The 24,622-nt window shown below is 71.3% G+C and carries 22 protein-coding genes and 1 pseudogene; 15 read left to right on the top strand and 8 right to left on the bottom strand.

All coding sequences use genetic code 11. The features are described 5' to 3' along the window. Positions 1 to 237: 237 nt before the first annotated feature. Together AC07DO_RS03020 and AC07DO_RS03015 are read left to right on the top strand one after the other, a co-directional pair. The gene (locus AC07DO_RS03020; RefSeq protein WP_479056592.1) at positions 238 to 810 is read left to right on the top strand and encodes a hypothetical protein; all 573 of its coding nucleotides are present in this window, start codon (positions 238 to 240) and stop codon (positions 808 to 810) included. A 118-nt stretch (positions 811 to 928) separates the two neighbouring features. Then, a complete protein-coding gene (locus tag AC07DO_RS03015) occupies positions 929 to 1,657 on the top strand; it encodes a class F sortase (protein WP_479056591.1) in 729 nt (242 codons plus the stop codon). 26 nt (positions 1,658 to 1,683) lie between these two features. On the opposite strand, the gene AC07DO_RS03010 is transcribed toward AC07DO_RS03015, so the two are convergent. From AC07DO_RS03010 to AC07DO_RS03000, 3 genes are read right to left on the bottom strand one after another with little or no spacing between them, the layout of a single operon-like run. After that, positions 1,684 to 2,466 (bottom strand): sulfite exporter TauE/SafE family protein, encoded by a 783-nt coding sequence (locus AC07DO_RS03010; RefSeq protein ID WP_479056589.1) that lies wholly within the window; start codon positions 2,464 to 2,466, stop codon positions 1,684 to 1,686. A 21-nt stretch (positions 2,467 to 2,487) separates the two neighbouring features. Further along, positions 2,488 to 2,679, bottom strand: coding sequence for a hypothetical protein (locus AC07DO_RS03005; protein WP_479056588.1), 192 nt, complete (start codon positions 2,677 to 2,679; stop codon positions 2,488 to 2,490). A 44-nt stretch (positions 2,680 to 2,723) separates the two neighbouring features. After that, positions 2,724 to 3,965: a ferredoxin reductase family protein gene (locus tag AC07DO_RS03000; protein WP_479057506.1), complete on the bottom strand. Its 1,242-nt coding sequence runs from the start codon at positions 3,963 to 3,965 to the stop codon at positions 2,724 to 2,726. A gap of 491 nt (positions 3,966 to 4,456) precedes the next feature. Between AC07DO_RS03000 and AC07DO_RS02995 the strand changes: the two genes are divergently transcribed. From AC07DO_RS02995 to AC07DO_RS02970, 6 genes are all read left to right on the top strand, one after another. After that, positions 4,457 to 5,752, top strand: a complete 1,296-nt coding sequence (locus AC07DO_RS02995; RefSeq protein ID WP_479056587.1) for an NAD(P)/FAD-dependent oxidoreductase — start codon at positions 4,457 to 4,459, stop codon at positions 5,750 to 5,752. Between the two features lies 1 nt (position 5,753). Further along, positions 5,754 to 8,306 (top strand): nitrite reductase large subunit NirB, encoded by a 2,553-nt coding sequence (gene nirB / locus AC07DO_RS02990; RefSeq protein ID WP_479056585.1) that lies wholly within the window; start codon positions 5,754 to 5,756, stop codon positions 8,304 to 8,306. Next, entirely contained in the window at positions 8,303 to 8,644 is a 342-nt protein-coding gene (gene nirD / locus AC07DO_RS02985; protein ID WP_479056583.1) for a nitrite reductase small subunit NirD, read from the top strand. Before nirB ends, nirD begins: the two co-directional genes overlap by 4 nt. Positions 8,645 to 8,676: 32 nt before the next feature. Further along, positions 8,677 to 9,261, top strand: coding sequence for a TetR/AcrR family transcriptional regulator (locus AC07DO_RS02980; protein ID WP_479056581.1), 585 nt, complete (start codon positions 8,677 to 8,679; stop codon positions 9,259 to 9,261). A gap of 99 nt (positions 9,262 to 9,360) precedes the next feature. Further along, positions 9,361 to 10,146 carry an SDR family NAD(P)-dependent oxidoreductase gene (locus AC07DO_RS02975; RefSeq protein WP_479056579.1) on the top strand — a complete coding sequence of 262 codons (786 nt, stop codon included), beginning with the start codon at positions 9,361 to 9,363 and terminating at the stop codon, positions 10,144 to 10,146. An 89-nt stretch (positions 10,147 to 10,235) separates the two neighbouring features. Beyond that, positions 10,236 to 11,162, top strand: coding sequence for an oxidoreductase (locus AC07DO_RS02970; protein ID WP_479056578.1), 927 nt, complete (start codon positions 10,236 to 10,238; stop codon positions 11,160 to 11,162). Between the two features lie 71 nt (positions 11,163 to 11,233). Here AC07DO_RS02970 and AC07DO_RS02965 read toward each other — a convergent pair whose 3' ends face one another. After that, positions 11,234 to 11,671, bottom strand: coding sequence for a group III truncated hemoglobin (locus tag AC07DO_RS02965; RefSeq protein WP_479056577.1), 438 nt, complete (start codon positions 11,669 to 11,671; stop codon positions 11,234 to 11,236). A 108-nt stretch (positions 11,672 to 11,779) separates the two neighbouring features. Further along, positions 11,780 to 12,355: a hypothetical protein gene (locus tag AC07DO_RS02960; protein WP_479056575.1), complete on the bottom strand. Its 576-nt coding sequence runs from the start codon at positions 12,353 to 12,355 to the stop codon at positions 11,780 to 11,782. Positions 12,356 to 12,560: 205 nt separating this feature from the next. Between AC07DO_RS02960 and AC07DO_RS02955 the strand changes: the two genes are divergently transcribed. The 4 genes from AC07DO_RS02955 to ppdK all read left to right on the top strand — a co-directional run bounded on the left by AC07DO_RS02955 (position 12,561) and on the right by ppdK (position 18,916). Continuing rightward, positions 12,561 to 13,826 (top strand): ABC transporter substrate-binding protein, encoded by a 1,266-nt coding sequence (locus AC07DO_RS02955; RefSeq protein ID WP_479056573.1) that lies wholly within the window; start codon positions 12,561 to 12,563, stop codon positions 13,824 to 13,826. Next, positions 13,823 to 14,806, top strand: coding sequence for a carbohydrate ABC transporter permease (locus AC07DO_RS02950; RefSeq protein ID WP_479056571.1), 984 nt, complete (start codon positions 13,823 to 13,825; stop codon positions 14,804 to 14,806). Before AC07DO_RS02955 ends, AC07DO_RS02950 begins: the two co-directional genes overlap by 4 nt. A 5-nt stretch (positions 14,807 to 14,811) precedes the next feature. Continuing rightward, positions 14,812 to 15,696 carry a carbohydrate ABC transporter permease gene (locus AC07DO_RS02945; RefSeq protein WP_479056570.1) on the top strand — a complete coding sequence of 295 codons (885 nt, stop codon included), beginning with the start codon at positions 14,812 to 14,814 and terminating at the stop codon, positions 15,694 to 15,696. Between the two features lie 484 nt (positions 15,697 to 16,180). After that, a complete protein-coding gene (gene ppdK / locus AC07DO_RS02940; protein ID WP_479056569.1) occupies positions 16,181 to 18,916 on the top strand; it encodes a pyruvate, phosphate dikinase in 2,736 nt (911 codons plus the stop codon). 165 nt (positions 18,917 to 19,081) lie between these two features. Here ppdK and AC07DO_RS02935 read toward each other — a convergent pair. Together AC07DO_RS02935 and AC07DO_RS02930 are read right to left on the bottom strand one after the other, a co-directional pair. After that, positions 19,082 to 19,216: pseudogene (locus AC07DO_RS02935) on the bottom strand (transposase family protein); the annotation flags it as partial. A gap of 241 nt (positions 19,217 to 19,457) precedes the next feature. After that, complete coding sequence (locus tag AC07DO_RS02930; protein WP_479056568.1) at positions 19,458 to 19,793, bottom strand: ArsR/SmtB family transcription factor; 336 nt, start codon at positions 19,791 to 19,793, stop codon at positions 19,458 to 19,460. Between the two features lie 170 nt (positions 19,794 to 19,963). Here AC07DO_RS02930 and AC07DO_RS02925 point away from each other — a divergent pair, with 170 nt between their 5' ends. Next, the gene (locus AC07DO_RS02925) at positions 19,964 to 21,106 is read left to right on the top strand and encodes an FAD-dependent monooxygenase (protein ID WP_479056566.1); all 1,143 of its coding nucleotides are present in this window, start codon (positions 19,964 to 19,966) and stop codon (positions 21,104 to 21,106) included. Positions 21,107 to 22,102: 996 nt separating this feature from the next. On the opposite strand, the gene AC07DO_RS02920 is transcribed toward AC07DO_RS02925, so the two are convergent. After that, positions 22,103 to 22,927, bottom strand: coding sequence for a DUF4394 domain-containing protein (locus tag AC07DO_RS02920; protein ID WP_479057505.1), 825 nt, complete (start codon positions 22,925 to 22,927; stop codon positions 22,103 to 22,105). Between AC07DO_RS02920 and AC07DO_RS02915 the strand changes: the two genes are divergently transcribed. Together AC07DO_RS02915 and AC07DO_RS02910 are read left to right on the top strand one after the other, a co-directional pair. Beyond that, positions 22,827 to 23,150, top strand: coding sequence for a hypothetical protein (locus tag AC07DO_RS02915; RefSeq protein WP_479057554.1), 324 nt, complete (start codon positions 22,827 to 22,829; stop codon positions 23,148 to 23,150). The two genes, AC07DO_RS02920 and AC07DO_RS02915, sit on opposite strands and share 101 nt — an antisense overlap. A gap of 101 nt (positions 23,151 to 23,251) precedes the next feature. Continuing rightward, complete coding sequence (locus AC07DO_RS02910) at positions 23,252 to 24,592, top strand: PucR family transcriptional regulator (protein WP_479056564.1); 1,341 nt, start codon at positions 23,252 to 23,254, stop codon at positions 24,590 to 24,592. Positions 24,593 to 24,622 lie beyond the last annotated feature (30 nt).

Raw genomic sequence — 24,622 nt, 5'->3', positions numbered from 1 at the left:
CCATTCACAGGCGCGCCGCGCACCCTTCGGGCACAGGCCCTCGGCACGCCGGTGACCTGCTGGAACGTTCCTTTCGCCGCATCAGGAGGCGCCCGCACACCGGCTTTCTGATGCCTCATCAGGAGGCGTGGGCCGCCGAGTGCCACTTACCTCGGTAGAGCGGGGTTCGACCGACGCAGCGGCACTTGGGGGTGCCGCGGGCCGTGCCCGTACGAAGGCCCTCGGAGGAACGACCACATGCGCTACGCCCGTCTGCTGACCGGTACCGCTCTCGCCGTGGCGGCGGGCGCTCTGGCCGTCCCCGCGGCCGCCGCTCCCGGCCCGCCCGCCGGGGGCCTGGAGATCCGCCCCGCCACCGTCGCCCCCGGTTCCACCGTCACCGTGCACACCACCGCGTGCGGCCCGGGCGGGACGGCGGCCGGCGACGCGAGCGCGGTCGGCGCGGGGGCGTTCACGATGGCGCCGGGCACGCGTCCGGAGGGCGGCGAGACCGCCGTGGGGCGGTTCGAGGTACCGCCGTCCGCGCAGCCCGGCACGTACGAGATCGTCGCGAAGTGCTCCGGGTCCGGCGGTTCCGGTGCGAAGAACAAGCGGATCGCGGGCGATCTCATGGTCACGATCACCTCCACCGCCGCCGCCGCGGGTGAACGGCCGCAGCAGTTGCTCCCCAAGGGGCACGTGAAGACGGGGGTCGGCGGCGCACTCGGCCCCGACCCCGTGCAGACCGCGGCGGGAGTGGCGGCCTTGGCCGTCGCCGCCGCGGGCGGTACCTGGCTCCTGCATCGCCGGGCGAGAGGCGACAGGATCTGACGGACACCCTCCGCTGTCCACCGGTACCGCCGCCCCCGCCCCCTCCCGGCCCGTGTCCCCTCGCGGGCGGGGAGGGGGACGAGGGGACCGGCCCGCCCGACCCCGAGGAGGTTGCCGTATGCACCGCACGCGAACCGGTACGCGACTCCGCACGCGCCTGCGTACGCGCCTCCGCGAACGGTCACGTACCCGATCCGGCGCGGGCCGGAGGGCCGGCAACGCCGTCATAGGCACGGTCACCGCCGTGGCGCTGTGTTCCGGGGCGTGGCTGCTGAGCAGCGGCGCCGCTTCGCACCCGCCGCCCCAGCCGTCCGCCGCACAAGCCGCGCAGGCCGCACAGTCCGCACGGGCCACGGCCCCCTCGGTGTCCGAGCACGGTACGACCCCGCTCCCCCCGTCCCCACCCGACCGCGTGCGGATCCCCGCGATCGGCGTCGACACTCCCCTGATGGGCCTCGGCCTGACCAGGCAGGGCAGCCTCGACGTGCCGCCGCCGGAGCGCAAGAACCTCGCGGGCTGGTACGAGGCGGGCACCACGCCCGGCGAACGCGGCACCGCCATCGTGGCGGGCCACGTCGACAACAAGGAGGGGCCCGCCGTCTTCTACGAGCTGGGCGCGCTGCAGAAGGGCCGCACGATCGAGGTGGAGCGCAGGGACGGCAGCGTCGCCGTCTTCACGGTCCACGCGAACGAGGTGTACGACGCGGCGGACTTCCCCGACGACAAGGTGTACGGCGCCGCGTCCCGGCCGGAACTACGGGTCATCACCTGCGGCGGCACGTACTCGAAGCAGACGGGCTACCAGGGCAACGTGGTCGTCTTCGCCCACCTCACCGCGGTCCGCTGAGGTTCCGCTGAGGTCCCGCTGAGGTCCTACAACCACTGCTCGTAGGCCATCTTCACCACGAGGCCGAAGACGGTCGTCAGGAGTACGACGCGGACGAAGCCGCTGCCCTTCTTCAGGGCGGTGCGCGCGCCGAACATGGCGCCGGCCAGGTTGAAGACGGCCATGAGACCGGCCAGCTGCCACAGGACCGCGCCCTGCCAGGCGAACATCGCGAGGGCGCCCGCGTTGGTGCAGCAGTTCACGATCTTCGCGGTCGCGGAGGCCGAGACCAGGTCGAGGTGGAGTACGGCGGTCAGGGCGAGGACGAGGAACGTGCCGGTGCCGGGCCCGATGAGCCCGTCGTAGAAGCCGATGCCGAGGCCCGCGAGGCCGATCGCGGCGAGGATCCGCTTCGGGGACGCCGGTCCGGTGGCGGGCGCCGTGCCGAAGGCGGGCTTGAGGATCACGAAAGCGCCGACGGCGGCGAGCAGCACCACCATGATCACGGGCTTCAGCACGTCGGTGCTCATCCCTGCCGCGAAGAACGCGCCGCCCATCGACCCGGCGAGCGCGGCGAGGCCGATGCGAACGGCTGTCGGCACGTCGACGGGTGTCTTCCTGACGTACGTCACCGCGGCGCCCGTCGTCCCCACGATCGCGACGGCCTTGTTCGTGCCGAGGGCGTGCGCGGCCGGGGTGCCGCCCGGCAGGCCGAGCAGCAGGGCGGGGAGCAGCAGCAGTCCCCCGCCGCCGACCACGGCGTCGATCCAGCCGGCCGCGAGGGCGGCGAGACAGAGGACGACGACCGTGGTCAGCGATATGTCAGGCATGATCGCGACCTTATCCCGCGATCATGGGGCGGCCTGAGGCGCGGGGACGCCCGCCGAGGGGCGGTCCGGGGCCGGTGGTGCCGCCGGGTCGACCGCGACGGCGAGGGCCGCGGCGACGAGCGCGCTCGCCCCGGCCAGCCCCGCGGCGAGCTTCCTGCGGGCCTGGAGGGTGGGGCCCTTGGCGGGGGCGACGGGTCTGCGGTGGCGTCCCATGACCTGCTTTCTCGAACTCGGGGTGATTGAGGTGAAGGCCGCTCTCAGAACGTGAAGCACTCCGTGTGGATGCGGTCCTCCGGAACGCCCGCCCGTACGAGCGCCGTGGTCGCCGCCGCGGACATGCCGGGCGGGCCGCACAGGTACACGTCGTGGTCGGCGAGATCGGGGACGAGGGTGCGCAGGGTCTGCGGGGCCAGGAGGTCGAACGACGCGTCGGAGCGGCCGAGCAGATAGTGCAGCCCCGCCTGCCGGCTCCGCGCGATGGCCTCCAGCTCCTCCCTGAGGACGAGCTGTTCGGCGCTGCCCGCGCGGTAGAGCAGGGTGAGGTCGCCGGGTCCGCCGGGCAGCGTCTCGAAGAGCGCCCGCATCGGGGTGATGCCGACGCCGCCCGCGAGGAGCAGCACCTTGCGCCGGGTGCGCCGGTGCGCGGTGAGCGCGCCGAAGGGGCCGGTGGCCAGGACGCGTGTGCCGGGCCTGAGGCGCCGGATGCGGCGGGTGTGGTCGCCGGCCGCCTTGACGGTGATGCGCAGGGTGTCGTCGCGGACGGGCGCGGAGAGCGAGAAGGGCAGCGCGGTGTGCCAGAGCCCGCCCCGCAGGAATCGCCAGCGGAAGAACTGTCCGGGTTCCGCGCGCAGTTCGTCGACGCCGATGCCCCGCACGACGACGGAGACGACGCCGGGCCCTTCGTCGCGTACGCCGACGACGCGCAGGCTGTGCCGCAGCGCCTGCCGCACGGGTACGACGACGCGGTACCAGACGAGGAGGACGGCGACGGTGGCGTGCAGCAGCGACCAGAGCCCGAGGGAGAGGACGCCGCCCGCGATGTCGGGACCGGCGAGCTGGTGCGCGAAGGCGAGGGCGGCGCCGAGGTAGGTCAGCAGGTGCACGGCGCGCCAGGTCTCTTGCCGGACGCGGCGGCGCAGGGCGCGGGCGGAGGTGACGCCGACGGCGGCGAGGAGGGCGGTGCCCGCGGTGGCGGCGGCGAGCCCCGGGTAGCCGAGCAGGTCGAGGGTGGCGTGCAGCAGGTCGGCGTCGGCGTGGACGGCGTATCCGCAGAGGGCGAGGAGGGCGTGGGCGGCGCAGAGGCTCAGTACGTACCGGCCGCCGAGTGCGTGGCTGCGCGCGAGCCGGTCGGCGCCCACGCCGTGTTCGACGGCGGGGACGCGGGCCATCAGGAACAGCATGACGAGGATGCCGTACCCGGCGAGCAGCCCCGTCAGGTGCGCCCCGGTGGCGAACAGCACGTCGTGCCGGGCGGACGGCCCCGCCTGCACGGCCCACATCGCGGTGACGCCGAGGACGCCGTTGACGATGCCGGTGTGCAGGGTGCGGGGCGAGATACGGACGGGCGGGAGGGGGGCGGGTGGGGCGGACGATGCGCGGGGTGACGTACGGGGTGACGTACGAGGTGATGTACGCGACGACGTGCGCCGGGACGTACGAGACGACGTGCGCGGCGGCTCCTCGGGCATCGGCGGAACGCCCTGGTCCAGCGGGGCGTCCATCTGGCGCAGGTACGCGGCGAGGGCCGGGTACGCGTCGAGTCGGGGGTCGGCTGCGTCGGTGGTCACGGCGGCACACTAGGCGCGGTGAGGGCCCGGAATCCGCTGGTCAACGGCGTCCGACGGTTCTTTAAGGCAGCCTTGAGGATCGGCTCAACGGCGGTTAAGCAACGGGCCCTCACAGCCGTTCCCCGCCCCCGCTGAGGGCAGCGTTCCCCCGGGGAAACAGGGCCGATCCTGCCGGGTAACACCGGCACCGCAGGCTTCACGGCATGACCTCCTCAGCGCAGCCGACAGCCGCCGGCACCGCCCCCGGCGCCGCACCGGCCGACGGTGCCGTGGTGATCGGCACGGGCCTTGCGGGCGCCCGCGTGGCGCAGCGTCTCGGCGCGGGCACCGTCATGATCGGCGAGGAGAACCACGCCCCGTACAACCGCGTCCTGCTCGCCGAGGTCCTCGCGGGCCGGTACGGACCCGACGTGATCGCCCTGCCGAGCCCACCGGGCCCCGTGCTCCGCACCCGGGCGGTCCGCGTCGACCGCGCCGAACGCCGCGTGCACTGCGCGGACGGCAGCGTCGTCCCGTACGGCACGCTCGTCCTCGCCACCGGCTCGAACCCCGTGCTTCCGCCGCTGCGCGGCCTGTTCGCGCCCGGCGCCCGTGAACTGCCGGGCGGCGTGCACGCGTTCCGGACCATGGACGACTGTCTCGCCCTGTCGGCGGCGGTCGGCCCGGGTGTCCGCGTCGTCGTCATCGGCGGCGGCCTCCTCGGGGTTTCGGCGGCCCGCGCCCTGGCCGTGCGCGGCGCCCAGGTCGTCCTGACCCAGCAGGCCGAGCGGCTCATGGAGCGGCAGCTGGACCCGGCCTCGTCGGAGCTGGTGCGGCGCCACCTCACGGACCTCGGCGTCGAGGTGCACACCGAGTGCCGGGTGCGCGGGGTCGGCCTCACCGACGGGGCGGTGCGCCGCGTCGAACTCGCCGACGGCTATCTGCTGGACACCGATGTGACCGTCCTCGCCTGCGGTGTGCGGCCCCGCACCGGGCTCGCGCAGGCCGCGGGGCTCGACGTGCGCCGTGGCGTCGTCGTGGACGACCTGCTGCGGACGTCGGACCCGCACATCCGGGCCGTCGGGGACTGCGCGGAGCACGCGGGCCGTGTGTACGGCCTGGCGACGCCCGCCGTCGAGCAGGCCGACGCGCTCGCCGCGGCGCTCCTGGCGGAACGGGCAGCGGCGCCCGGCCGCGGACCGGCCGACGGACCCGCCCCGCGCCCCTACACCGGCACCCGCACCCTCACCCGCCTCACCCTGCCGGGCCCAGGCCCGCTGGACCTCGCGGCCTTCGGGGACCCGGAGCCGCGTCCCGACGACGACGTCGTCCAGCTGGCCGACGCCACGCGCGGCACGTACCGCAAGGTCGTCGTCCGCGGCGGCCGCCTGGTCGGCGGTGTGCTCCTCGGCGAGCTCGCCGCGGTCGGCGCGCTGGCCCGCGCCTGGGAGGCCGACGACCCGCTGCCCGACGACGACAGCCCCTTGCTCCACCTGCTCTCTCACGACGGAGGCCGCTGACATGCCAACGAACCCGCTCCCCCGCCCCACCCTCGTGCTCGTCGGCCACGGCATGGTCGGCCAGCGTTTCCTCGAAGCCGCCGTCGCGCAGGGCCTCACGTCGAGCCACCGCATCGTGGTGCTGTGCGAGGAGCCGCGTCCGGCCTACGACCGCGTGCAGCTCACCTCGTACTTCTCGGGCCGCACGCCCGACGAACTCTCCCTCACCGACCGGGAGTTCCTCGACGAGCACGGCATCGAGCTGTACGTGGGCGACGCGGCGGAGAGCTTCGACCGCGAGGCGAGGACGGTCACCGCGCGCTCGGGCGCCGTCTTCACGTACGACAAGCTCGTGCTCGCCACCGGCTCCTACCCGTTCGTGCCGCCGGTGCCCGGCAAGGACGCGACGGGCTGTTTCGTCTACCGCACCATCGAGGACCTGCTGGCCATCGAGGAGTACGCGAAGCGGCACGCGACGACCGGCGCGGTCGTCGGCGGCGGACTGCTCGGCCTGGAGGCGGCGGGCGCGCTCCAGGGGCTCGGACTCGCCACGCACATCGTGGAGTTCGCGCCGCGCCTGATGCCGGTGCAGGTCGACGAGGGCGGCGGCGCCGCGCTCCTGCGGACCATCACGGGCATGGGTCTGACCGTGCACACCGGCACCGGCACGCAGGAGATCGTGACCGGCGACGACGGCACCGTGACGGGCATGAGGCTGTCCGACGGAAGCGAACTCGCCACGGATCTCGTGGTGTTCTCGGCGGGCGTGCGCCCGCGTGACCAGCTGGCCCGCGACCACGGCCTGACGGTCGGCGAGCGCGGCGGCATCACCGTCGACGAGCGGTGCCGCACCAGCGACCCGGACGTGTACGCGATCGGCGAGTGCGCACTCGCGGCGGACGGCCGCGTCTACGGCCTGGTCGCGCCCGGCTACGAGATGGCGCAGACCGCGGCCGCCGACATCGCCGACCGGGAGGCGAGCTTCACCGGTGCCGACCTCTCCACCAAGCTGAAGCTCCTCGGCGTCGACGTCGCGTCGTTCGGTGACGCGCACGGCGCGGCGGAGGGCTGCCTCGACGTCGTCTACACGGACTCGCGCTCGGGAACGTACAAGAAGCTGGTGATGTCGCCCGAAGGCGAGCTGCTCGGCGGCATCCTCGTCGGCGACGCGGAGCAGTACGGGGTGCTGCGGCCGCTGACCGGGACCGTGCCGCCGGTACCCGCCGAACAGCTGGTGCTGCCCGCAGGCGCGGGCGCGCCCGTCGCGCTCGGCCCGGAGGCGCTCCCCGGCTCGGCGGTGATCTGCAACTGCCACAACGTCACCAAGGACGCCATCTGCGCCTGCGCCGACCTGCCCGAGGTGAAGAAGTGCACCAAGGCCGGTACGGGCTGCGGCAGTTGCCTCAAGGTGATCGGGCAGCTGCTGCCCAAGAGCGGTGACGACGGCCTGTGCGGCTGCTTCGCGCAGACCCGGCAGGAGCTGTACGAGATCGTGCGCGCCCTGCGCGTCACCTCCTTCCGCGAGCTGCTCGACGGGCACGGCCGCGAGGAGGCGCGCGGCGGCGAGGGCTGCGACGAGTGCAAGCCCGCGGTCGGCTCGATCATCGCGTCGCTCGCGCCGTCCATCGGCGCGAAGGGCTACGTCCTGGACGGCGAGCAGGCCGCACTGCAGGACACCAACGACCACTTCCTCGCCAACCTCCAGAAGAACGGCTCCTATTCGGTGGTGCCCCGCATCCCCGGCGGCGAGATCACACCGGAGAAACTGATCGTCATCGGCGAGGTGGCGCGGGACTTCGGGCTCTACACGAAGATCACCGGCGGTCAGCGCATCGACCTCTTCGGCGCGCGCGTCGAGCAACTGCCCATCATCTGGACCCGCCTGGTGGACGCGGGCTTCGAGTCGGGCCACGCGTACGGCAAGGCGCTGCGCACCGTGAAGTCGTGTGTCGGGCAGACCTGGTGCCGCTACGGCGTGCAGGACTCCGTGCGCATGGCCATCGACCTGGAGCTGCGCTACCGGGGGCTGCGCGCCCCGCACAAGCTGAAGTCGGCGGTGTCCGGGTGCGCCCGCGAGTGCGCGGAGGCCCAGTCCAAGGACTTCGGCGTCATCGCCACGGCGAGCGGCTGGAACCTGTACGTCGGCGGGAACGGCGGCGCGACCCCGCGCCACGCGGACCTGCTCGCGCAGGACCTGAGCGACGCCGAACTGGTGCGCCTCATCGACCGGTTCCTGATGTTCTACATCCGCACCGCGGACCGCCTGGAGCGCACCGCCGCCTGGCTGGACCGGATCGACGGCGGCCTCGACCACGTGCGCGACGTCGTCGTCCACGACTCGCTCGGCATCTGCGACGAGCTGGAGTCCTTGATGGCCGCGCACGTCACGCACTACCGCGACGAGTGGGCCGAGACCCTGGACGACCCGGAGCGGCTCGCGCGCTTCGTCTCCTTCGTGAACGCGCCGGGCGTGCCGGACCCCACGGTCGGCTTCGTCCCCGAGCGCGACCAGATCAAGCCCGACCTCCCCCTGCTGTCCATCGGACCCCGCCCCCTGGAAGGAGCCACGCGATGAGCGGCTCGACCTCCGTCAGCATTCAACTCCGCCTCGAAGAGGACTGGTTGGAGATCTGCGACCGTACGCAGCTCGTGCCGGGCCGGGGACTCGCGGCCCTGCTGCCCGACGGCAGGCAGGCCGCGCTCTTCCTCGACCGCGAGGGCCGCGCGTACGCGATCGACAACCGTGACCCGTTCACGGGCGCCGCGGTCCTCTCGCGGGGACTGCTCGGGACGGAGCGGGGGCGGCCGTTCGTCGCCTCGCCGCTCCTGAAGCAGCGGTTCGACCTGGAGACGGGGCGGTGCCTGGACGACGAGGAGGTGTCGGTCGCGGTGCATCCGGTACGGGTTGCTTGACCGGTCGTTCCAGAACGACCTACTGTTGCCTCGTGGCCAGGACCAAGGAATTCGATCCGGACGCCGCGCTGCAGTCGGCCCTGGAGCTGTTCTGGCGGCGTGGCTACGAGGCGACGTCGATGGCGGACCTCGTCGAGACGCTCGGCATCGGGCGCGCCAGCATCTACGCGACCTTCGGGAACAAGCACGAGCTGTACCTGAAGGCACTGGAGCGGTACGGCGAGATCCAGAAGCCGCTCCTGCTCTCGGAGCTGGCCCAGCCAGGCCCGGCGCTGCCCGCCGTGCGCGCGGTGGTGCACCGCTTCGGCGCGGAGTCGACGGCTGAAGGAGGCCGCCTCACCGGGTGTTTCGTCACCAATACGGCGGCCGAGCTGGCTGCGCACGACGAGGCGGCGGCCCGGAGCGTCGAGCGCAGCTGGGACCACATCGAGACCCTCCTGCACTCCGCGCTCGTCCGGGCGCAGGCGCAGGGCGAGCTGCCCGAGGACCGCGACCCGCTGACGCTCGCCCGCATGCTGCTCGTCCTGATGCAGGGCCTGCGGGTGGTCGGCAAGGCCTCCAAGGACCCGGCACGGGTGCGGGACGCGGTGGAGCAGGCGCTGACCCTGCTCGACTGACGGGCCACCGACCGCCGACCGCCCCTTTCGCATGCCCCCCGCACAGCCGTCTTTCATTTGCCCTCATATTGAACCGATCGGTCAAGAAAAGAGCCCGTCATGACTGCTACCGCTCCCGCCTCCCGTTCCCGCTTCGCCGGCCGCACCGCCCTCGTCACCGGCGGCGGCTCCGGCCTCGGCCGCGCCATCGCGCTCGCCCTCGCCGCCGAGGGCGCGAACGTCGTCGTCGCCGGACGCACCGCGGGCCCCCTGAAGGAGACCGCGGACCTGATCGAGGCCGCGGGCGGCAAGGCACTCGCCGTCACCGCCGACGTCTCACGCTCCGCCGACCTCGCCTCGCTCGTCGCCGCCACCGTCGACCGCTTCGGCTCCCTCGACGTCGCCGTGAACAACGCGGGTGTCCTGCGCGCCGGACAGCCGGTCGCCGAGCTGCCCGAGGAGGACTGGCGCACGATGCTCGACATCAACGTCACCGGCGTACTGCTCGCCCTCCAGGCCGAGGTGAAGCAGATGCGCACGCAGCCCACGGGCGGCACCGTCGTCAACATCGGCTCCACCCTCGGCGCACACACCAGCACGCCGGGCACGGCCGCCTACGGAGCGACCAAGGCCGCCGTCTCCGCGCTGAGCCGCGCGGCCGCCGCCGAGCACATCCGGGACGGTGTCCGCATCAACACGGTCAGCCCCGGCTCCTCCGACACCACCATGTCGTTCCGGCCCGGCGAGACCGAGGCGGACCGCGCGGCCCGCATGAAGGACACGACGCCGCTCGGCCGCGTGTCGACGACGGAGGAGGTCGCCGCGGCGGTGCTGTACCTGGCATCCGACGAATCGGGCTCGGTGGTCGGCGCCGACCTGGTGATCGACGGCGGCGCCGCGGCCTGACCGGCGGCCCCCTGCCGTAGGCTCCCTCCCTCGACTTACTGTCGAGTAAGCAACGGTGGACGAGAAGCCGAGGACGAGGGAGCCCTGCCATGGCGGCGTGGACCGCGCACGACATCCCGGACCAGAGCGGCCGCACCGCGGTGGTCACCGGCGCCAACAGCGGCATCGGCTACGTCACGGCGCGCGAACTCGCCCGCCGCGGCGCCCGCGTCGTCCTCGCCTGCCGCAGCGAGGAGCGCGGGGGCGCGGCGGTCGGGCGGCTGATCGGCGAAGTGCCCGGCGCACACGCCGAGTTCCGCGCCCTCGACCTCGGGGACCTGGCGTCCGTACGACAGTTCGCGGACGCGTACGACAGCGCGCGCCTCGACCTGCTGGTCAACAACGCGGGCGTGATGGCGCTCCCCTACCGCCGTACCGCCGACGGCTTCGAGACACAGTTCGGCGTCAACCATCTCGGACACTACGCCCTCACCGGGCTGCTGCTCCCCCGCCTCATGGAGACCCCCGGGGCGCGCGTCGTCACCGTCTCCTCCGGCCTGCACGCGCTCGCCAACATCGACATCGGCGACCTCAACAGCGAGCGTCACTACCGCCGTTGGGTCGCGTACGGCCGCTCCAAGACGGCCAACCTCCTCTTCACCCACGAGCTGGCCCGGCGCCTCGCCGCGACCGGCGCCGACCTCGTCGCGGCCGCCGCCCACCCGGGCTACGCCTCGACCAACCTGCAGAGCGCGGGCCCCAGGATGGAGGGCCGCAGGGGCGTCGAACGCTTCATGGAACTCGGCAACCGTTTCGTCGCGCAGTCCGCGGCGGCCGGTGCGCTGCCCACGCTGTACGCGGCGACGGCGCGGGGCGTGCGGCCCGACTCGTTCATCGGCCCGGGCCCGCTCGGCTGGCGCGGGGCGCCCACGCGGTCCTGGCGGGCGAAGTGGACGCGCAACGACGTGGCCGGGGAACGGCTGTGGGCGGCGTCCGAGGGGCTGACGGGGGTGCGGTACGAGGGCCTGAAGAGCTGAGCCACCCGGTGTGCCTGGTGTACCGGGCGGCGCCGGGTGTGCCGGACGGTGCCGGGTGTGGCCGGTGTGCCTCAGGCCGCCCCGCGCAGCTCCAGCGCCGCCAGCGGGATGAATCCGGGGCCCTCGCCCTCCGTCGACGCGTCCTTGCCGTTGAGGCGGCGCAGCATGGCGACCGCGATCCGCTCGCCCTGTGCCTTCGCCCGGTCCGCGTTCGGCCCCCGGTGCAGTCCGTCGATCGTGGCGTGCCACAGCTGCACCCAGCGGCCGAAGTGCTCGGCGGTGAGGGTGCGGGCGGAGTGCAGCGCGGCGTGCGGCGCGTACGCGTTGCGGCGGTACTCGGCGGAGCGGAAGAGCGCGCGCTCCCAGAAGTCGGTGATGCGCGGCATGTGCGCGTCGAGGTCGGTGCCGGCGATCTCCGTGAAGAAGGGGCCGATCAGCGGGTCGGCGAAGGCCGCCGTGTAGAAGCGGCGCAGGAGCACGTCGAGGTCGGCGCGGGTCGTGATGTCCACACGTACGACTGTGACACGGGCTGCGGGTGTCGTGTCCTCGGAACGCGGGATGTCCATGGGTCCACGGTCCGCCGCCCGCCCGGCCGCTCCCAGGGCCGAAGGTCCCTCTCAGTGCAGGTCGGACGCCTCGAAGACGCCGCGCGCCGTCGTGCTGTCGGCGCGTGCGATGAGCCGCCGCAGCTCGACGTGGCCGGTCCGCAGCAGCCCGGCCTCCAGCGCGGAGCGGGCCCCGGTGTCGAGGCGGTGCAGGAGCAGCGGGTTGTCGACGAGGATCTGCGGGTCGAGCTCGACGCGGTTGCCCAGCGAGTCGCCGAGGACGAGGCGCGCGGCGACGCCCTCGCTGTAGCGCACGGCGGTGAGGAGGCAGGTGCAGACGTGCCTGCGGCGGCCGAGGCCCCGTACGGCCAGCCAGCCGGGGCCCGCCGTCACCCGCACCGGGTGCAGCACCGCGTACAGCAGCACGGAGAGCGGCACCCACAGGCAGGCCACACGGACGAGACCGAGCGTTCCGTTGGCCCAGTCGATGAGGAGGACGAGCCCGAGGAGCGCGAGTGCGCAGAAGACTCCGGCCCGTACGTCGTGCGCCCAGTCGCGGTCCGAGACGGTCGCGTACGGGGTCCCGGGCCCGTACGGCTCCCCCGCCCCGACCCGTACGACGCCCTGTCTCGTCCTGTTGTGTCCCATGTGCGGCACCGTAGAACGTCCGCGCGGTCCCGGCGTCGTCCTTGACGTGGTGCATACACACGATGGGTCCTCCTTTACGGAGTACTGACGGATTCACGCAGTCCCGGCGGGCCGACACTCGGCCGCAACACCCCTGTCGTAATCCCTCTGCATGGTTGATCGTTGGGCCCGGCACACACCTACGTCACGCAGGGGGACGACCAGCATGGCCATCAGCCGCAGGACACTTCTCGGGACGGGTGCGACGGGAGCCGCCCTCGGGCTGCTCACCGCGTGCGGGTCCAACACAGGGCGCGACGGCGGCGGCTCGGGCGGCAAGGGCCCGCAACTCGCGCAGTGGTACCACCAGTACGGCGAACCGGGCACCGAGCAGGCCGTGAAGCGGTACGCGGCCGCGTACAAGAAGGCGAACGTCAGCGTCCAGTGGCGCCCCGGCAACTACGACGAGCAGACGGCGGCCGCGCTCCTCACCGACTCGGGTCCCGACGTGTTCGAGGTCAACGGTCCGTCCCTGGACCAGATCCGGCAGGGCCAGGTCGTCGACCTCACCGAGCTGTTCGACGGTGTGAAGGACGACTTCAACCCGGCGGTGCTGGCCCCCAAGACGTACGACGGGAAGATCTGGGCGATCCCGCAGGTCGTCGACATGCACCTGCTCTACTACCGCAAGAGTCTGCTCGACGACGCGGGCGTGGAGCCGCCGAAGACCCTGGACGAGCTGGTCGACGCGGCGAAGGCGCTGACCACGAAGGACGTGAAGGGTCTCTTCCTGGGCAACGACGGCGGCGCGGGCGCTCTCGGCGTCACGCCCCTGTACGCGGCGGGCCTGTCCTCCGTCACCGAGGACGGCGAGGTCGGCTTCGACGACCCCGCGGCCGCCCGCACCCTCGGCAAGCTGCGCCAGCTGTACGCCGACAAGTCACTGCTGCTGGGCGCGCCCGCCGACTGGTCGGACCCGTCGGCGTTCGTGCAGGAGCTGACCGCCATGCAGTGGTGCGGCCTGTGGGCGCTGCCCGCCGTGAAGAAGGAGCTGGGCGACGACTTCGGGGTCCTCGCACTGCCCGCCGACGGCTCCGACGGGAAGCCTTCGCTGCCCGTGGGGTCGTACGGCGCGGCGGTGAGCGCCCGCGGCGACCACAAGGAGGAGGCGAAGGACTTCCTCAAGTGGCTGTGGATCGACAAGGCGGAGTACCAGGAGGACTTCGCGCTGTCGTACGGCTTCCACATCCCGGCCAGGCTCTCCCTCGCGAAGAAGGCCGGCAGGCTGAAGGAGGGCGCGGCGGCGGACGCGGTGCGCTACTCCACCGAGTACGGCTACTCCGAGCCGCTGCTGTGGACCCCGGCGAGCCGTACGGCGTACCAGGACGCGCTGAGCCGGATCATCAAGTCCGGCGCGAACCCGTCGAGCGAGCTCAGGTCAGTCGTGCGCAAGGTGCGGGCGGAGCTGGACCGGGTCAAGAAGAAGTCGTGACCCGCGCTCCCGCCGACGCCCGGGCCCCCGGCACCCGGCGACGCACCGGCCGCCTCCCCGGCACACGCACCGGTCGGCTCCTCGGCACCCAGAACCGCACCCTCTGGTTCTGGGTCTTCGTCGGCCCGTTCGCGCTGGGCCTGATCCTCTTCACGTACGTGCCGCTCGCCTGGAGCGTGTACCTCAGCTTCTTCGACGCCCACAACACCGTCTCGCCGGACGACTTCATCGGCTTCGACAACTACACGTCGATGCTGCGGAACGACGCGTTCACCGACAGCCTCGTCACCTTCGCGGTGTTCTCGGCGTTCATCGTCCCCACGACCTTCGTCCTGTCGCTCGCGCTCGCCCTGATGGTGAACCGCCTCCGCCGCGCCCAGGCGTTCTTCCGCTCGGTCTTCTTCCTGCCGGCGGCGTGCAGTTACGTCGTGGCGGTGATGATCTGGAAGCTTTCGATCTTCAACGGGGTGCGGTTCGGGCTCGCCAACACCGTCCTCGGCTGGTTCGGCGCCGACCAGACGGCGTGGCTCTCGACGACGGACCCGCCCTGGTACTGGCTGGTCATCGTCACCGTACGGCTCTGGCTCCAGGCCGGCTTCTACATGATCCTGTTCCTGGCGGGCCTGCAACGCATCTCTCCCACCCTCTACGAGGCGGCGGCGGTGGACGGCGCCCGGCCAGGCTGGCAGGTCCTGCGCCACATCACGCTCCCCCAGCTGCGCGCGACCTCCGTCGCCGTCACGCTGCTGCTCGTCATCAACGCCTTCCAGGCCTTCGACGAGTTCTACAACCTGCTCTCGACCTCCAGCGGCTACCCGCCCCACGCCCGCCCGCCGCTCGTCTACCTCTACTACACGGCGCTCGGCCGCGAGCAGAACCTCGGCCTCGGCAGCGCGGGCGCCGTGCTCCTCGCGCTGATCATCGCGGTGGTGACGATCGGCCAGGCGCGCTGGTTCGGCCTCGGCAGGAAGGAGGACTGACCCACATGACCGCACCCGTCAAACGTCCCGCGACCGCACCCCGCAACAGGTCGACGGACGACGCCCTGGTCAGAGCGGGCCGCGCCCTGCGCGTCGCCCTCCTCATCGCCCTGGCGCTCCTCTTCCTGATCCCCTTCTACCTCCTCGTACGCAACGGCCTCGCGTCCGAGGACGACATCACGTCCCCCGACTGGACGTTCTTCCCCTCCACGCTGCACTGGTCGAACGTCTCCGAGCTCTTCGACGACCCGACGGTCCCGATGGCCAGGGCCCTGCTCAACTCCTCCTTCATCGCCGTCGCGACCACGATCGGCACCCTGGTCCTCGCCTCCCTCGCGGGCTACGGCCTGGCCCGCATCCCCTACCGCTTCGCCGACCACGTCTTCTACGCCATCCTCGGCACGATGATGGTCCCGGCGGCCGTCACCTTCGTCCCGAGCTTCGTCCTGGTCTCGTCCCTCGGCTGGGTCTCCACCCTGCGCGGCCTGATCGTCCCCACCCTGTTCTCGGCGTTCGCGTGCTTCGTCTTCCGCCAGTACTTCCTGGGCTTCCCGAGGGAGCTGGAGGACGCGGCACGGGTGGACGGCCTGGGCTACTGGCGTACGTACTGGCGCGTGGTCGTCCCGAACTCCCGACCCGTCTTCGCCGCGGTCGGCACGATCGTGTTCATCGGCGCGTGGAACTCCTTCCTGTGGCCCCTGGTCATCGGCCAGGACCGCGAGGCCTGGACGGTCCAGGTCGCCCTGGCCACGTTCACGACGTCCCAGGTCATCCGCCTGCACGTGCTGTTCGTGGCGGCGGCGGTGTCGATCGTGCCGCTGCTCGTGGTTTTCCTGTTCTTCCAGCGGTGGATCGTGGCGGGGGTGGAGAGGTCGGGGATCGACGACTGAGATCTGTCCGGAACTCCGTTCCTCGTCGACGTCCGCGAGTGGTTCCACCGGCGGCCCGGAGGGTGAGGTGACCTCTGGAGCTGCACGCGGACCCTCTTGAGGGGGTCCGGATGCTGACATCCGGCCGCCTCAAACGGCGTGATTCTCGCCACCCCTGATAGGGCTTGCGCTCAGATGAGCGCCTTTCGGGCGGCTGCACTTCTCCAAGGGGTGGCACTCAGTGCCACTGCTCGATCATTCACGAGGTGAACTCACATCTGAGATACAGCCGCTCATGTGAGCGTTTTAAGGGTTCCCGGGAGGGTCCGCGTTCAAGGCTTAAACGAATGATCGAGATCTCGGCTACCGCTCAGTCACTTTCGATCTAGCGGCGGACGGGTGGTTACGGCCGCATGACGCACAAGTGGACGTACCCAGGAGCCTTCGATCTGGGTATGTTCCTCGCCGTCAGGGCAGCCACCGAGCTCTCGAGGAGTCGAGACCCGTGTCGGAAAACAAAGATCCCCACGTAGCTCACACGAGCGAGAGCGTGAAGTTCGTCTACGACTTCACCGAGGGCAACAAGGACCTCAAGGACCTTCTCGGCGGGAAGGGCGCGAACCTCGCCGAGATGACCAACCTCGGGCTGCCCGTTCCTCCGGGTTTCACGATCACCACCGAGGCCTGCAAGACGTACCTCGACAGCGGTGAGGAGCCCGTCGAGCTGCGGGACGAGGTGAGTGCGCACCTCGACGCCCTCGAGAAGAAGATGGGCAAGAAGCTCGGCCAGCCCGACGACCCGCTGCTCGTCTCGGTCCGCTCCGGCGCCAAGTTCTCGATGCCCGGCATGATGGACACGGTCCTGAACATCGGCCTCTCCGACAAGTCGGTCACCGGGCTCGCCAAGCAGTCCGGCGACGACCGCTTCGCGTGGGACTCCTACCGCCGCCTCATCCAGATGTTCGGCAAGACCGTCCTCGGCGTCGACGGCGAACTCTTCGAGGACGCCCTGGAGAAGGCCAAGGACACCAAGAAGGTCGCGGTCGACACCGACCTCGAGGCCGCCGACCTGAAGAAGCTGGTCACGAAGTTCAAGAAGATCGTCAAGACGGAGGCCGGGCGGGACTTCCCGCAGGACCCGCGCGAGCAGATGGACCTCGCGATCCGTTCGGTCTTCGAGTCGTGGAACACCGACCGCGCCAAGCTCTACCGCCGCCAGGAGCGCATCCCCGGCGACCTCGGCACGGCCGTCAACATCTGCTCGATGGTCTTCGGCAACCTCGGCCCCGACTCCGGCACGGGCGTCGCGTTCACCCGCGACCCGGCCAGCGGCCACCAGGGCGTGTACGGCGACTACTTGCAGAACGCGCAGGGCGAGGACGTCGTCGCGGGCATCCGCAACACGGTCCCGCTCGCCGATCTGGAGCAGATCGACAAGAAGTCGTACGACCAGCTCATGCAGATCATGGAGACCCTCGAGACGCACTACAAGGACCTGTGCGACATCGAGTTCACCATTGAGCGCGGTCAGCTGTGGATGCTGCAGACCCGCGTCGGCAAGCGCACCGCCGGTGCCGCCTTCCGCATCGCCACGCAGCTCGTGGACCAGGGCCTGATCGACGAGGCCGAGGCGCTCCAGCGCGTCAACGGCGCCCAGCTCGCGCAGCTCATGTTCCCCCGCTTCGACGAGGGCGCGTCGGTCGAGCAGCTGGGCCGCGGCATCGCCGCGTCACCCGGTGCCGCGGTCGGCAAGGCGGTCTTCGACTCGTACACCGCGATCAAGTGGTCGCGTTCGGGCGAGAAGGTCATCCTGATCCGCCGCGAGACCAACCCCGACGACCTCGACGGCATGATCGCGGCCGAGGGCATCCTGACCTCGCGCGGCGGCAAGACCTCCCACGCCGCCGTCGTGGCACGCGGCATGGGCAAGACCTGTGTGTGCGGCGCCGAGGACCTGGAGGTCGACACGAAGCGCCGCCGGATGACGGTGGGCGAGACCGTCGTCGAGGAGGGCGACGTCGTCTCCATCGACGGCTCGACGGGCAAGGTCTACCTGGGCGAGGTGCCCGTGGTCCCCTCCCCCGTCGTGGAGTACTTCGAGGGCCGCATGCACGCGGGCGCCGACGACGCCGACGAGCTGGTCGCCGCCGTGCACCGGATCATGGCGTACGCGGACCGGGTACGCCGCCTGCGGGTCCGCGCCAACGCGGACAACGCGGAGGACGCACTCCGCGCCCGCCGCTTCGGCGCCCAGGGCATCGGCCTGTGCCGCACCGAGCACATGTTCCTCGGTGAGCGCCGCGAGATGGTCGAGCGGCTGATCCTCGCGGACGCCGACGGTGAGCGCGAGGACGCGCTCAAGGAGCTCCTCCCGCTCCAGAAGCGGGACTTCGTGGAGCTCTTCGAGGCGATGGACGGCCTCCCGGTCACGGTCCGCCTCCTCGACCCCCCGCTGCACGAGTTCCTCCCCGACATCACGGAACTCTCGGTCCGCGTCGCCCTCGCCGAGTCCCGCAAGGACGCCAACGAGAACGACCTGCGCCTGCTCCAGGCCGTCCACCGCCTGCACGAGCAGAACCCGATGCTGGGCCTGCGCGGCGTACGCCTCGGCCTGGTCATCCCCGGCCTGTTCACCATGCAGGTCCGTGCGATCGCCGAGGCCGCGGCCGAGCGCAAGACCGCCAAGGGCGACCCGCGCGCGGAGATCATGATCCCGCTCGTCGGCACCGTCCAGGAGCTGGAGATCGTCCGCGAGGAGGCCGAGCAGGTCATCGCGGAGGTCATCGAGACGACCGGCGTCGACCTGAAGCTGGCGCTCGGCACGATGATCGAGCTGCCGCGCGCCGCGCTCACCGCGGACCAGATCGCGGAGGCCGCCGAGTTCTTCTCCTTCGGCACGAACGACCTCACGCAGACCGTCTGGGGCTTCTCCCGCGACGACGTGGAGGCCTCGTTCTTCACGGCGTACCTGGAGAAGGGCATCTTCGGGGTCTCCCCCTTCGAGACGATCGACAAGGACGGCGTCGGCAAGCTGGTCCGCGACGCGGTGGCGGCGGGCCGGGCCACCCGCCCCGACCTCAAGCTCGGCGTCTGCGGCGAGCACGGCGGCGACCCGGAATCCGTCCACTTCTTCCACGAGGTGGGCCTGGACTACGTCTCCTGCTCCCCGTTCCGCATCCCGGTGGCCCGCCTGGAGGCCGGCCGCGCCGCGTCCCACTCCACGGGCAGCGACCACCGATAGCCCGCCGGTAGACCACCGGTAACCAAACCCCGGGACCGCCGCCGTGTCCCCGACCCTCAGTACCGATGCGGCGGCGGTTCCGGTTCACGATGAAGAGGCGGCACCCTGTGCGGGGGTGCCGCCTCTTCCTTTGTCGTTTGTGGGGCTGCCGGGTCAGGTCGCAGGGTGGGTTCGCGCGGCCTTGATGTCGTGGACAGATCGCGGCAGCGCGGGCGAGGCCCACAGCAACCGTCCTGCCGGGTCGGCGATCACCGGCACGTTCATGCCGTGCTTCTTGTGTTTCCCGGAGTAGAAGTACCGGTAGGCGGTGGTGGTGCCCAAGACGACGTGCGGTCAACTCACGGGCGAGGAAGCGCAGAGCGGAAGTGCTCGGCGCCGATCACGAGCGCGGGACGGTGGTCGAACCGACACCGAGCCGTTCGTGTCCGCTCCATTCGCGTCCGCGTCGCGCTCGGCCACCTGCGAGCCGGGCGCGAGCTGGATCCGGTCGAGCTCGCGGCTCAGGGCCGACCCGGACTCCTTCCGGTGTGCTCAGCTGTGTTCAGCGAGGAGCGGTACCGCCCGGGGACTCTGCGCCCAGGAGCGTGAGCAGCCCGGGGAATCTCTTCTCGATGTCCGCGCGTCGTAGTCGGATGCCCTTGCGGTTGCCGTAGTCGATCTCGTCAATGAGACCTGCCTCGCGCAGGACCCGGAAGTGGTGGGTCTGGGTCTGCTTCGAGATCGGAAGATTGAACGAGTTGCAGCCCCGCTCGCTGTCGCTGCGGTCGGCGGCCAACTCCATCACCACCGAACGACGGTGCTCGTCGGCGAGGGCGCGGAACACCGCACCCAGATCGAGCGCATCGGCCTCCGGGCCGACCAGGTTCCTCCCGGCCACGCGGCACCCCCTTCAGGTACGGCTTGCATCGTACCTGAAGGACGTGCTCCACTGAGGTACGAAAATTTTCGTACCTTGGTCCGGTCGTGCTGCCCCGTGCCGCCGCCCCCTGAGACCAGGGCCGGCACTCGCCGGGGACCTGGTCATCGACACTCCGAGAGGTCATCGTCATGAAGAAGCCCGAGGTGCTGATAGTCGGTGCCGGAATCGCAGGGCCGGCACTCGCCCACTGGCTCTCCCGGAATGGCTACCGGCCGACGGTCGTCGAACACGCCCGGCAGCTGCGCTCCGGTGGCAGCGCGATCGTCGTGAAGGGGCCCGCGATCCCGGTCGCCGAGCGCATGGGCATCCTCCCGCAGCTCCGCGGGCTCGCCACCCGCAATCGGTCGCTGACCCTGCTCGACCCGGACGGCAGGCGGATCCTGCAACTCCCGCTCACCTCGGACAAGGCGCCGACGGTCGAGGTGACCCGAGCTGACCTGTCCGAGGTGCTCCACCGGTCGGCGCAGACCGAGGCCGAGTTCTTGTTCGACGACACGGTCACCGCTCTCGACCAGGACGAAGGCGGGGTCGACGTCACCTTCCGGCGGTCCGCGCCACGGCGCTTCGACTTGGTGGTCGGTGCCGACGGGATGCACTCCACCGTACGGCGCCTGGTGTTCGGCCCCGAGCGGCAGTTCGCGAGCGACCTGGGCCTGTACGGCGCGACCGTCCCGCTGGAACCCGACGCCATCGAGGACCCGAGCGAGATGACGATGCTGACCGTGCCGAACCGGATGCTGGTCGTCCACCCCTCGCGGACCACCCCGCTCGCGATCTTCACCTTCCGGGCCGCACAGCCGGCGCCCCACGACCGCAAGAACGTCGCCCTTCACAAGCAGACCGTGGCCGACGCCTACGCCGACGTGCGGTGGCGGGCACCGGAACTCGTGGCGGCGTTCCTCGACCACCCGGCTCCGTTCTTCGACCCCTTGACCACCGTCAGAGTGCCCTCGTGGTCCCGCGGACGGGTCGTACTGCTCGGGGACGCGGCGGCGGCGACAGCCCTGCTGGGCGACGGGTCCAGCATGGCGATGGCGGGCGCGTACGCCCTCGCGGAAGAGCTCGCCGCCCACCCCGGTGATCACGCCCGCGCCTTCGCCGCCTACGAGTCGCGGCTCCGCCGTGAGGTAGGCCCGCGGCAGCGACGCGTCGGCCTGCTCTCCAGGCTCATGGTGCCCCGCACCCGGCCGGGCCTCGCGGTGCGCAACACCGTGGGCCGCGCGGTCGGTCGCACGAACCGGATCGCCGCTCGGGAAGCCGCGAACCGGTAGACCGGGCCCGCACCGACCGGTCACCGGTCGGCGCGCAGCTCCGCGGTAGCCCTCAGCCGTGTCGGCGCCGCCATGTCCGACGAGCCCGGCGCGGCAGGCCATCGCCGATGCGCCAGGCCGGCGGCCGGCGACCTCACCCACCGTTCCGGGCGCTCACCACGACATGGGTGCTGCCGGTGCCCCCCCCGCGACGCGGAGGTGAAGTGCCGGACGGACAAGGCGTATCGAGGCGCCGGCGGCACCACCCGGGGCCCGTCCGCGGTCGGCGTCTCAAGCTGCGGCAACGTCGGCACGACACCGTAGGTGTCTGCAAGGGCCAGTACGTCCAGTGAGGGGTGCCATTCTTCCGACCGTCCGGGGGATCGACGAAGTGGTGACCCCTTGAGCGTCCCGGACGACCAACACCACGGGAATGAGCGGCTGTTCCACTTCCGCTCCACTTCTGTCCCACCGACTGCACGCATCTGCTTCGATGACCGGTGGAAGGGAGGGAAACGTGGCGACCGTGCACCACTGGATCATCCTGGACGACATCCAGTTCACCCGCCGCGACTACCAGCACCGGGCGCGCATCGCGGCCCTCGACGACGTCGACCGATGCCGCCGGCTCACTCGGCCCTGCCCCGTTCGCCGCCCAGGGCGTTGCCGTCCTCCCGTTCCTGTCGCCGACCTCGGGGACATGGGCGCCGGCCCGACGGATCGGCGCACTGTGGGCGATCGCGGCCCGAGGGCCGGGTGCCGTTGCGGCCCGGCTGCGGGACCTCGCGCTTGCGCATGGCGCAGTGGGGTCTCCTGCGTCCCGGTCGTTGGGTGCTCAAGGTTCTGGCACGGGGCAGGCACGCGGGGAGTGATCGGGCGGGTGATCAGTGCGGACAGCGAAGGCCCCGGCCAAGGGCCGGGGTAGAGGCCCCTTCTTCGGCGGCGGCTGACGAGCGGAGCTCGCCACGGTCCGGGAGCAGCCGGGCCCGCGGCGAGCGAGTGACCCGCGGGAGGGGCTCAGCTGCCGGTGAGGGAGATGGCCAGGTCCGTGATGTTCAGGGGGAACCTGGACCCGAGGGCGTCGGACACGGGCGTGGCCTCGCCGGTGAAGAGGTTGATGCTGTAGAGGGAGGGCCTCGTGGCGCCGGAGGCCGTGAGAGTGGCGAAGGCGGTGTTGCCGGCCGTCTTGCCGCCCGACGGGCTGCTGAAGATGTCCAGGCCCGCGTTGGTCTGCGCGTCTGTGCCGAGGCTGCCGGTCGGTGCCAGCGTGCCGTTGTTGGCCGGCGACTGGATGACGATCTGGTCGCCGGCCGTGTTGATGTCGAACAGCGTGGTCCCGGTGGCCCCGTTGAGGTCGTTGTTCGTGTAGGCGGCGGCGGAGACGCCTTTGGTCGTGCCCTCGACCGGCGGGGTCGTGAGGTTCAGGTCCTGGACGGTCGTGTGGTCGTTGAGGTTGTGCCGCAGGTTCTGGCCGTTGTCGCTGACCACGCGCAGCCGGTCGGCGGCCGGGTTGAAGTCGACGCCGAAGTTCGTGCCGTGCAGCGAGTACTGGAGCTGGGACACCTTGGTGATCACGACGTCGGGGGTGGCGGGCGGGGTCTTGATCGTGTAGATGCCGCCCTTGTCGCCGACGCCGTACATCAGGCCGTTCTGCACCCGGAAGTCGATGCCGATCAGAGCCGTGTCGCCACTGAGGCCGACGATGTCCCTGACCCAGTCGAGCACATTCGGCCGGTCGGTGGTGAACGTCGCCATCTGGGTGCCGTCACCTGTGATCCCGAACGCGCGGAGGCTGGGAGCGGCGGCGGGAGCGGCCGAACCGCTGCCCGGCGCGCTCAGCATGAGTGCTGTCGACGTGGCCATGACCGCTGCCACCGCCGCGATTCTCTTTCTCGTTCCTGCTTTCATCGGTGTTTCCCTCCCGATTGAGCAAGCGCCATTGAGTGGCGCGCAGATAAGAGATTTACGTACCGATACGCGGTTCCCATTAATGCCGGTCCGCAGTGCCTCCACAAGGAAAACAGGCGATGGTTATGCGCCGATCAAGGGATTTTGCGCACTGTGACAAAGTCCCCCAGACGTGGTCGTCTCCGATGTGCGCGGAGTGATGGATGCCGTCTGGATTTCCCCTGGGGCTTCTTCGACCGGAATGGCATGCTCGCGCCCATGGAGAGCCTTTTCGCCGAGTTGGCCCGGCAGGCGTCGGCCAACGCGCGCCGGGAGGTCGAGGCGTACGCGCGCGAGATCGCGGAGTTCGGGTTCCTGGACACGAACTCCCGGGCACGGGCCGAGACGCTGGAGTACGCGTGGTGGTTGCGCCGCCGTACGATCGAACTCTCCCCGGACAACAACGAACTGAGCGACGACGACCTCGGCTACATCGCCGCGATCGGCGAGTCGAGGGCCGCGGCGGGGATGTCGCTGGACGCACGGCAGCGGGTCCTGCGACTGCACACCTCACTCATGCTGCGCGAGATCAACGAAGCGACCGACGCTCAGCGCGGCGTCGGAGTCGGAGTCGGAGTCGGAGTCGGCGAACTCATGCGGATGATGCACTGGTTCGCCCCGCAGGGAGAACGCGGTATCCGTGCCTACAGTCAGGGATTCGTGACGGCACTGCGACGCCGTCTTCCGTACGTCGAACAGGCTGCCTTGCTGGCGAGGTCATTGCTGAAAGGAGACCCCATATCGGCGGGACTCGCCTCGGCCCTGGGCATAGAACTGCCCGAGCGCTGCGCGGTGACGGTGATCCGGGTGCCGGACCGTCCCGTCGGCGATCGCGACCTGGAAAGCGAGATCGAGGTGCTGGTGAAAACCCACCACGCGCCGATCACATGGTGGCCGGGCGAGGGAAGCAGGAGCGGTGAGCTGATCGCCTTGATCCCCTTACGTCCCGCCACACCCGCCACACCCGCCGCACCCGCCACACCCGCCGCACCCGCCGCACCCGCGGCATCTCCGGGGTCTCCAGGGTCTCCAGGGTCTCCAGGGTCTCCAGGGTCCGGTACCGCCGAGACCGTGCAGCCGCACTCCGTGCCCGACCCGGTATCCGATCTCGTACGGGACTTCGCCCAGGCCCTGGGTCGCCCCTGTGCCGCCGGCACCGTCACCTCATCGCTGTCCGAGGTTGCCGACGCCCTCGACCTGGCCCGGCGGGTCAGCAGGGCGGCGCCGCTGCGACAGGCGTCCGCTCGGCCGCGGCCGCACACCATGTCGGACGTATTCGTGGAACTCGCCGTTGCCGACGCGCCGTTCGTCGACGCATGGCTCCGCGCCATGGGCCGGTGCCTGCGGCCCGGTCCGGACCTCGTTGTCACGCTGGACGCGTACTACCGCCACGACATGCACCGCGGCGCCACGGCGGCAGCCCTCAACGTCCACCCCCGCACCCTGGACTATCGCCTCCGCCGGGTGCGGGAGCTCACCGGCATCGATCCCGGCTCGACGCGCGGCGTGCGCGTGTTCAGCTCGGTCGTCACGCGGCGCCTGTCGGAAGCGTGGCACTGATGCCCGCATGCCGGCTGCTGTGGACCGTCG

The organism is Streptomyces sp. NPDC045678 (assembly GCF_056432085.1).
The sequence above is the reverse complement of the archived record's forward strand: the minus strand, read 5'-3'. Positions and strand labels throughout refer to the sequence as shown.

What these genes read in the sequence shown, in the direction of transcription:
- AC07DO_RS03020 (WP_479056592.1), top strand. Translation starts at nt 238, where the DNA reads ATGCGCTACGCCCGTCTGCTGACCGGTACCGCTCTCGCCGTGGCGGCG.
- AC07DO_RS03015 (WP_479056591.1), top strand. Translation starts at nt 929, where the DNA reads ATGCACCGCACGCGAACCGGTACGCGACTCCGCACGCGCCTGCGTACG.
- AC07DO_RS03010 (WP_479056589.1), bottom strand. Translation starts at nt 2,466, where the DNA reads ATGCCTGACATATCGCTGACCACGGTCGTCGTCCTCTGTCTCGCCGCC.
- AC07DO_RS03005 (WP_479056588.1), bottom strand. Translation starts at nt 2,679, where the DNA reads ATGGGACGCCACCGCAGACCCGTCGCCCCCGCCAAGGGCCCCACCCTC.
- AC07DO_RS03000 (WP_479057506.1), bottom strand. Translation starts at nt 3,965, where the DNA reads ATGTGGGCCGTGCAGGCGGGGCCGTCCGCCCGGCACGACGTGCTGTTC.
- AC07DO_RS02995 (WP_479056587.1), top strand. Translation starts at nt 4,457, where the DNA reads ATGACCTCCTCAGCGCAGCCGACAGCCGCCGGCACCGCCCCCGGCGCC.
- nirB (WP_479056585.1), top strand. Translation starts at nt 5,754, where the DNA reads ATGCCAACGAACCCGCTCCCCCGCCCCACCCTCGTGCTCGTCGGCCAC.
- nirD (WP_479056583.1), top strand. Translation starts at nt 8,303, where the DNA reads ATGAGCGGCTCGACCTCCGTCAGCATTCAACTCCGCCTCGAAGAGGAC.
- AC07DO_RS02975 (WP_479056579.1), top strand. Translation starts at nt 9,361, where the DNA reads ATGACTGCTACCGCTCCCGCCTCCCGTTCCCGCTTCGCCGGCCGCACC.
- AC07DO_RS02970 (WP_479056578.1), top strand. Translation starts at nt 10,236, where the DNA reads ATGGCGGCGTGGACCGCGCACGACATCCCGGACCAGAGCGGCCGCACC.
- AC07DO_RS02960 (WP_479056575.1), bottom strand. Translation starts at nt 12,355, where the DNA reads ATGGGACACAACAGGACGAGACAGGGCGTCGTACGGGTCGGGGCGGGG.
- AC07DO_RS02955 (WP_479056573.1), top strand. Translation starts at nt 12,561, where the DNA reads ATGGCCATCAGCCGCAGGACACTTCTCGGGACGGGTGCGACGGGAGCC.
- AC07DO_RS02945 (WP_479056570.1), top strand. Translation starts at nt 14,812, where the DNA reads ATGACCGCACCCGTCAAACGTCCCGCGACCGCACCCCGCAACAGGTCG.
- AC07DO_RS02925 (WP_479056566.1), top strand. Translation starts at nt 19,964, where the DNA reads ATGAAGAAGCCCGAGGTGCTGATAGTCGGTGCCGGAATCGCAGGGCCG.
- AC07DO_RS02920 (WP_479057505.1), bottom strand. Translation starts at nt 22,927, where the DNA reads ATGCTGAGCGCGCCGGGCAGCGGTTCGGCCGCTCCCGCCGCCGCTCCC.
- AC07DO_RS02910 (WP_479056564.1), top strand. Translation starts at nt 23,252, where the DNA reads ATGGAGAGCCTTTTCGCCGAGTTGGCCCGGCAGGCGTCGGCCAACGCG.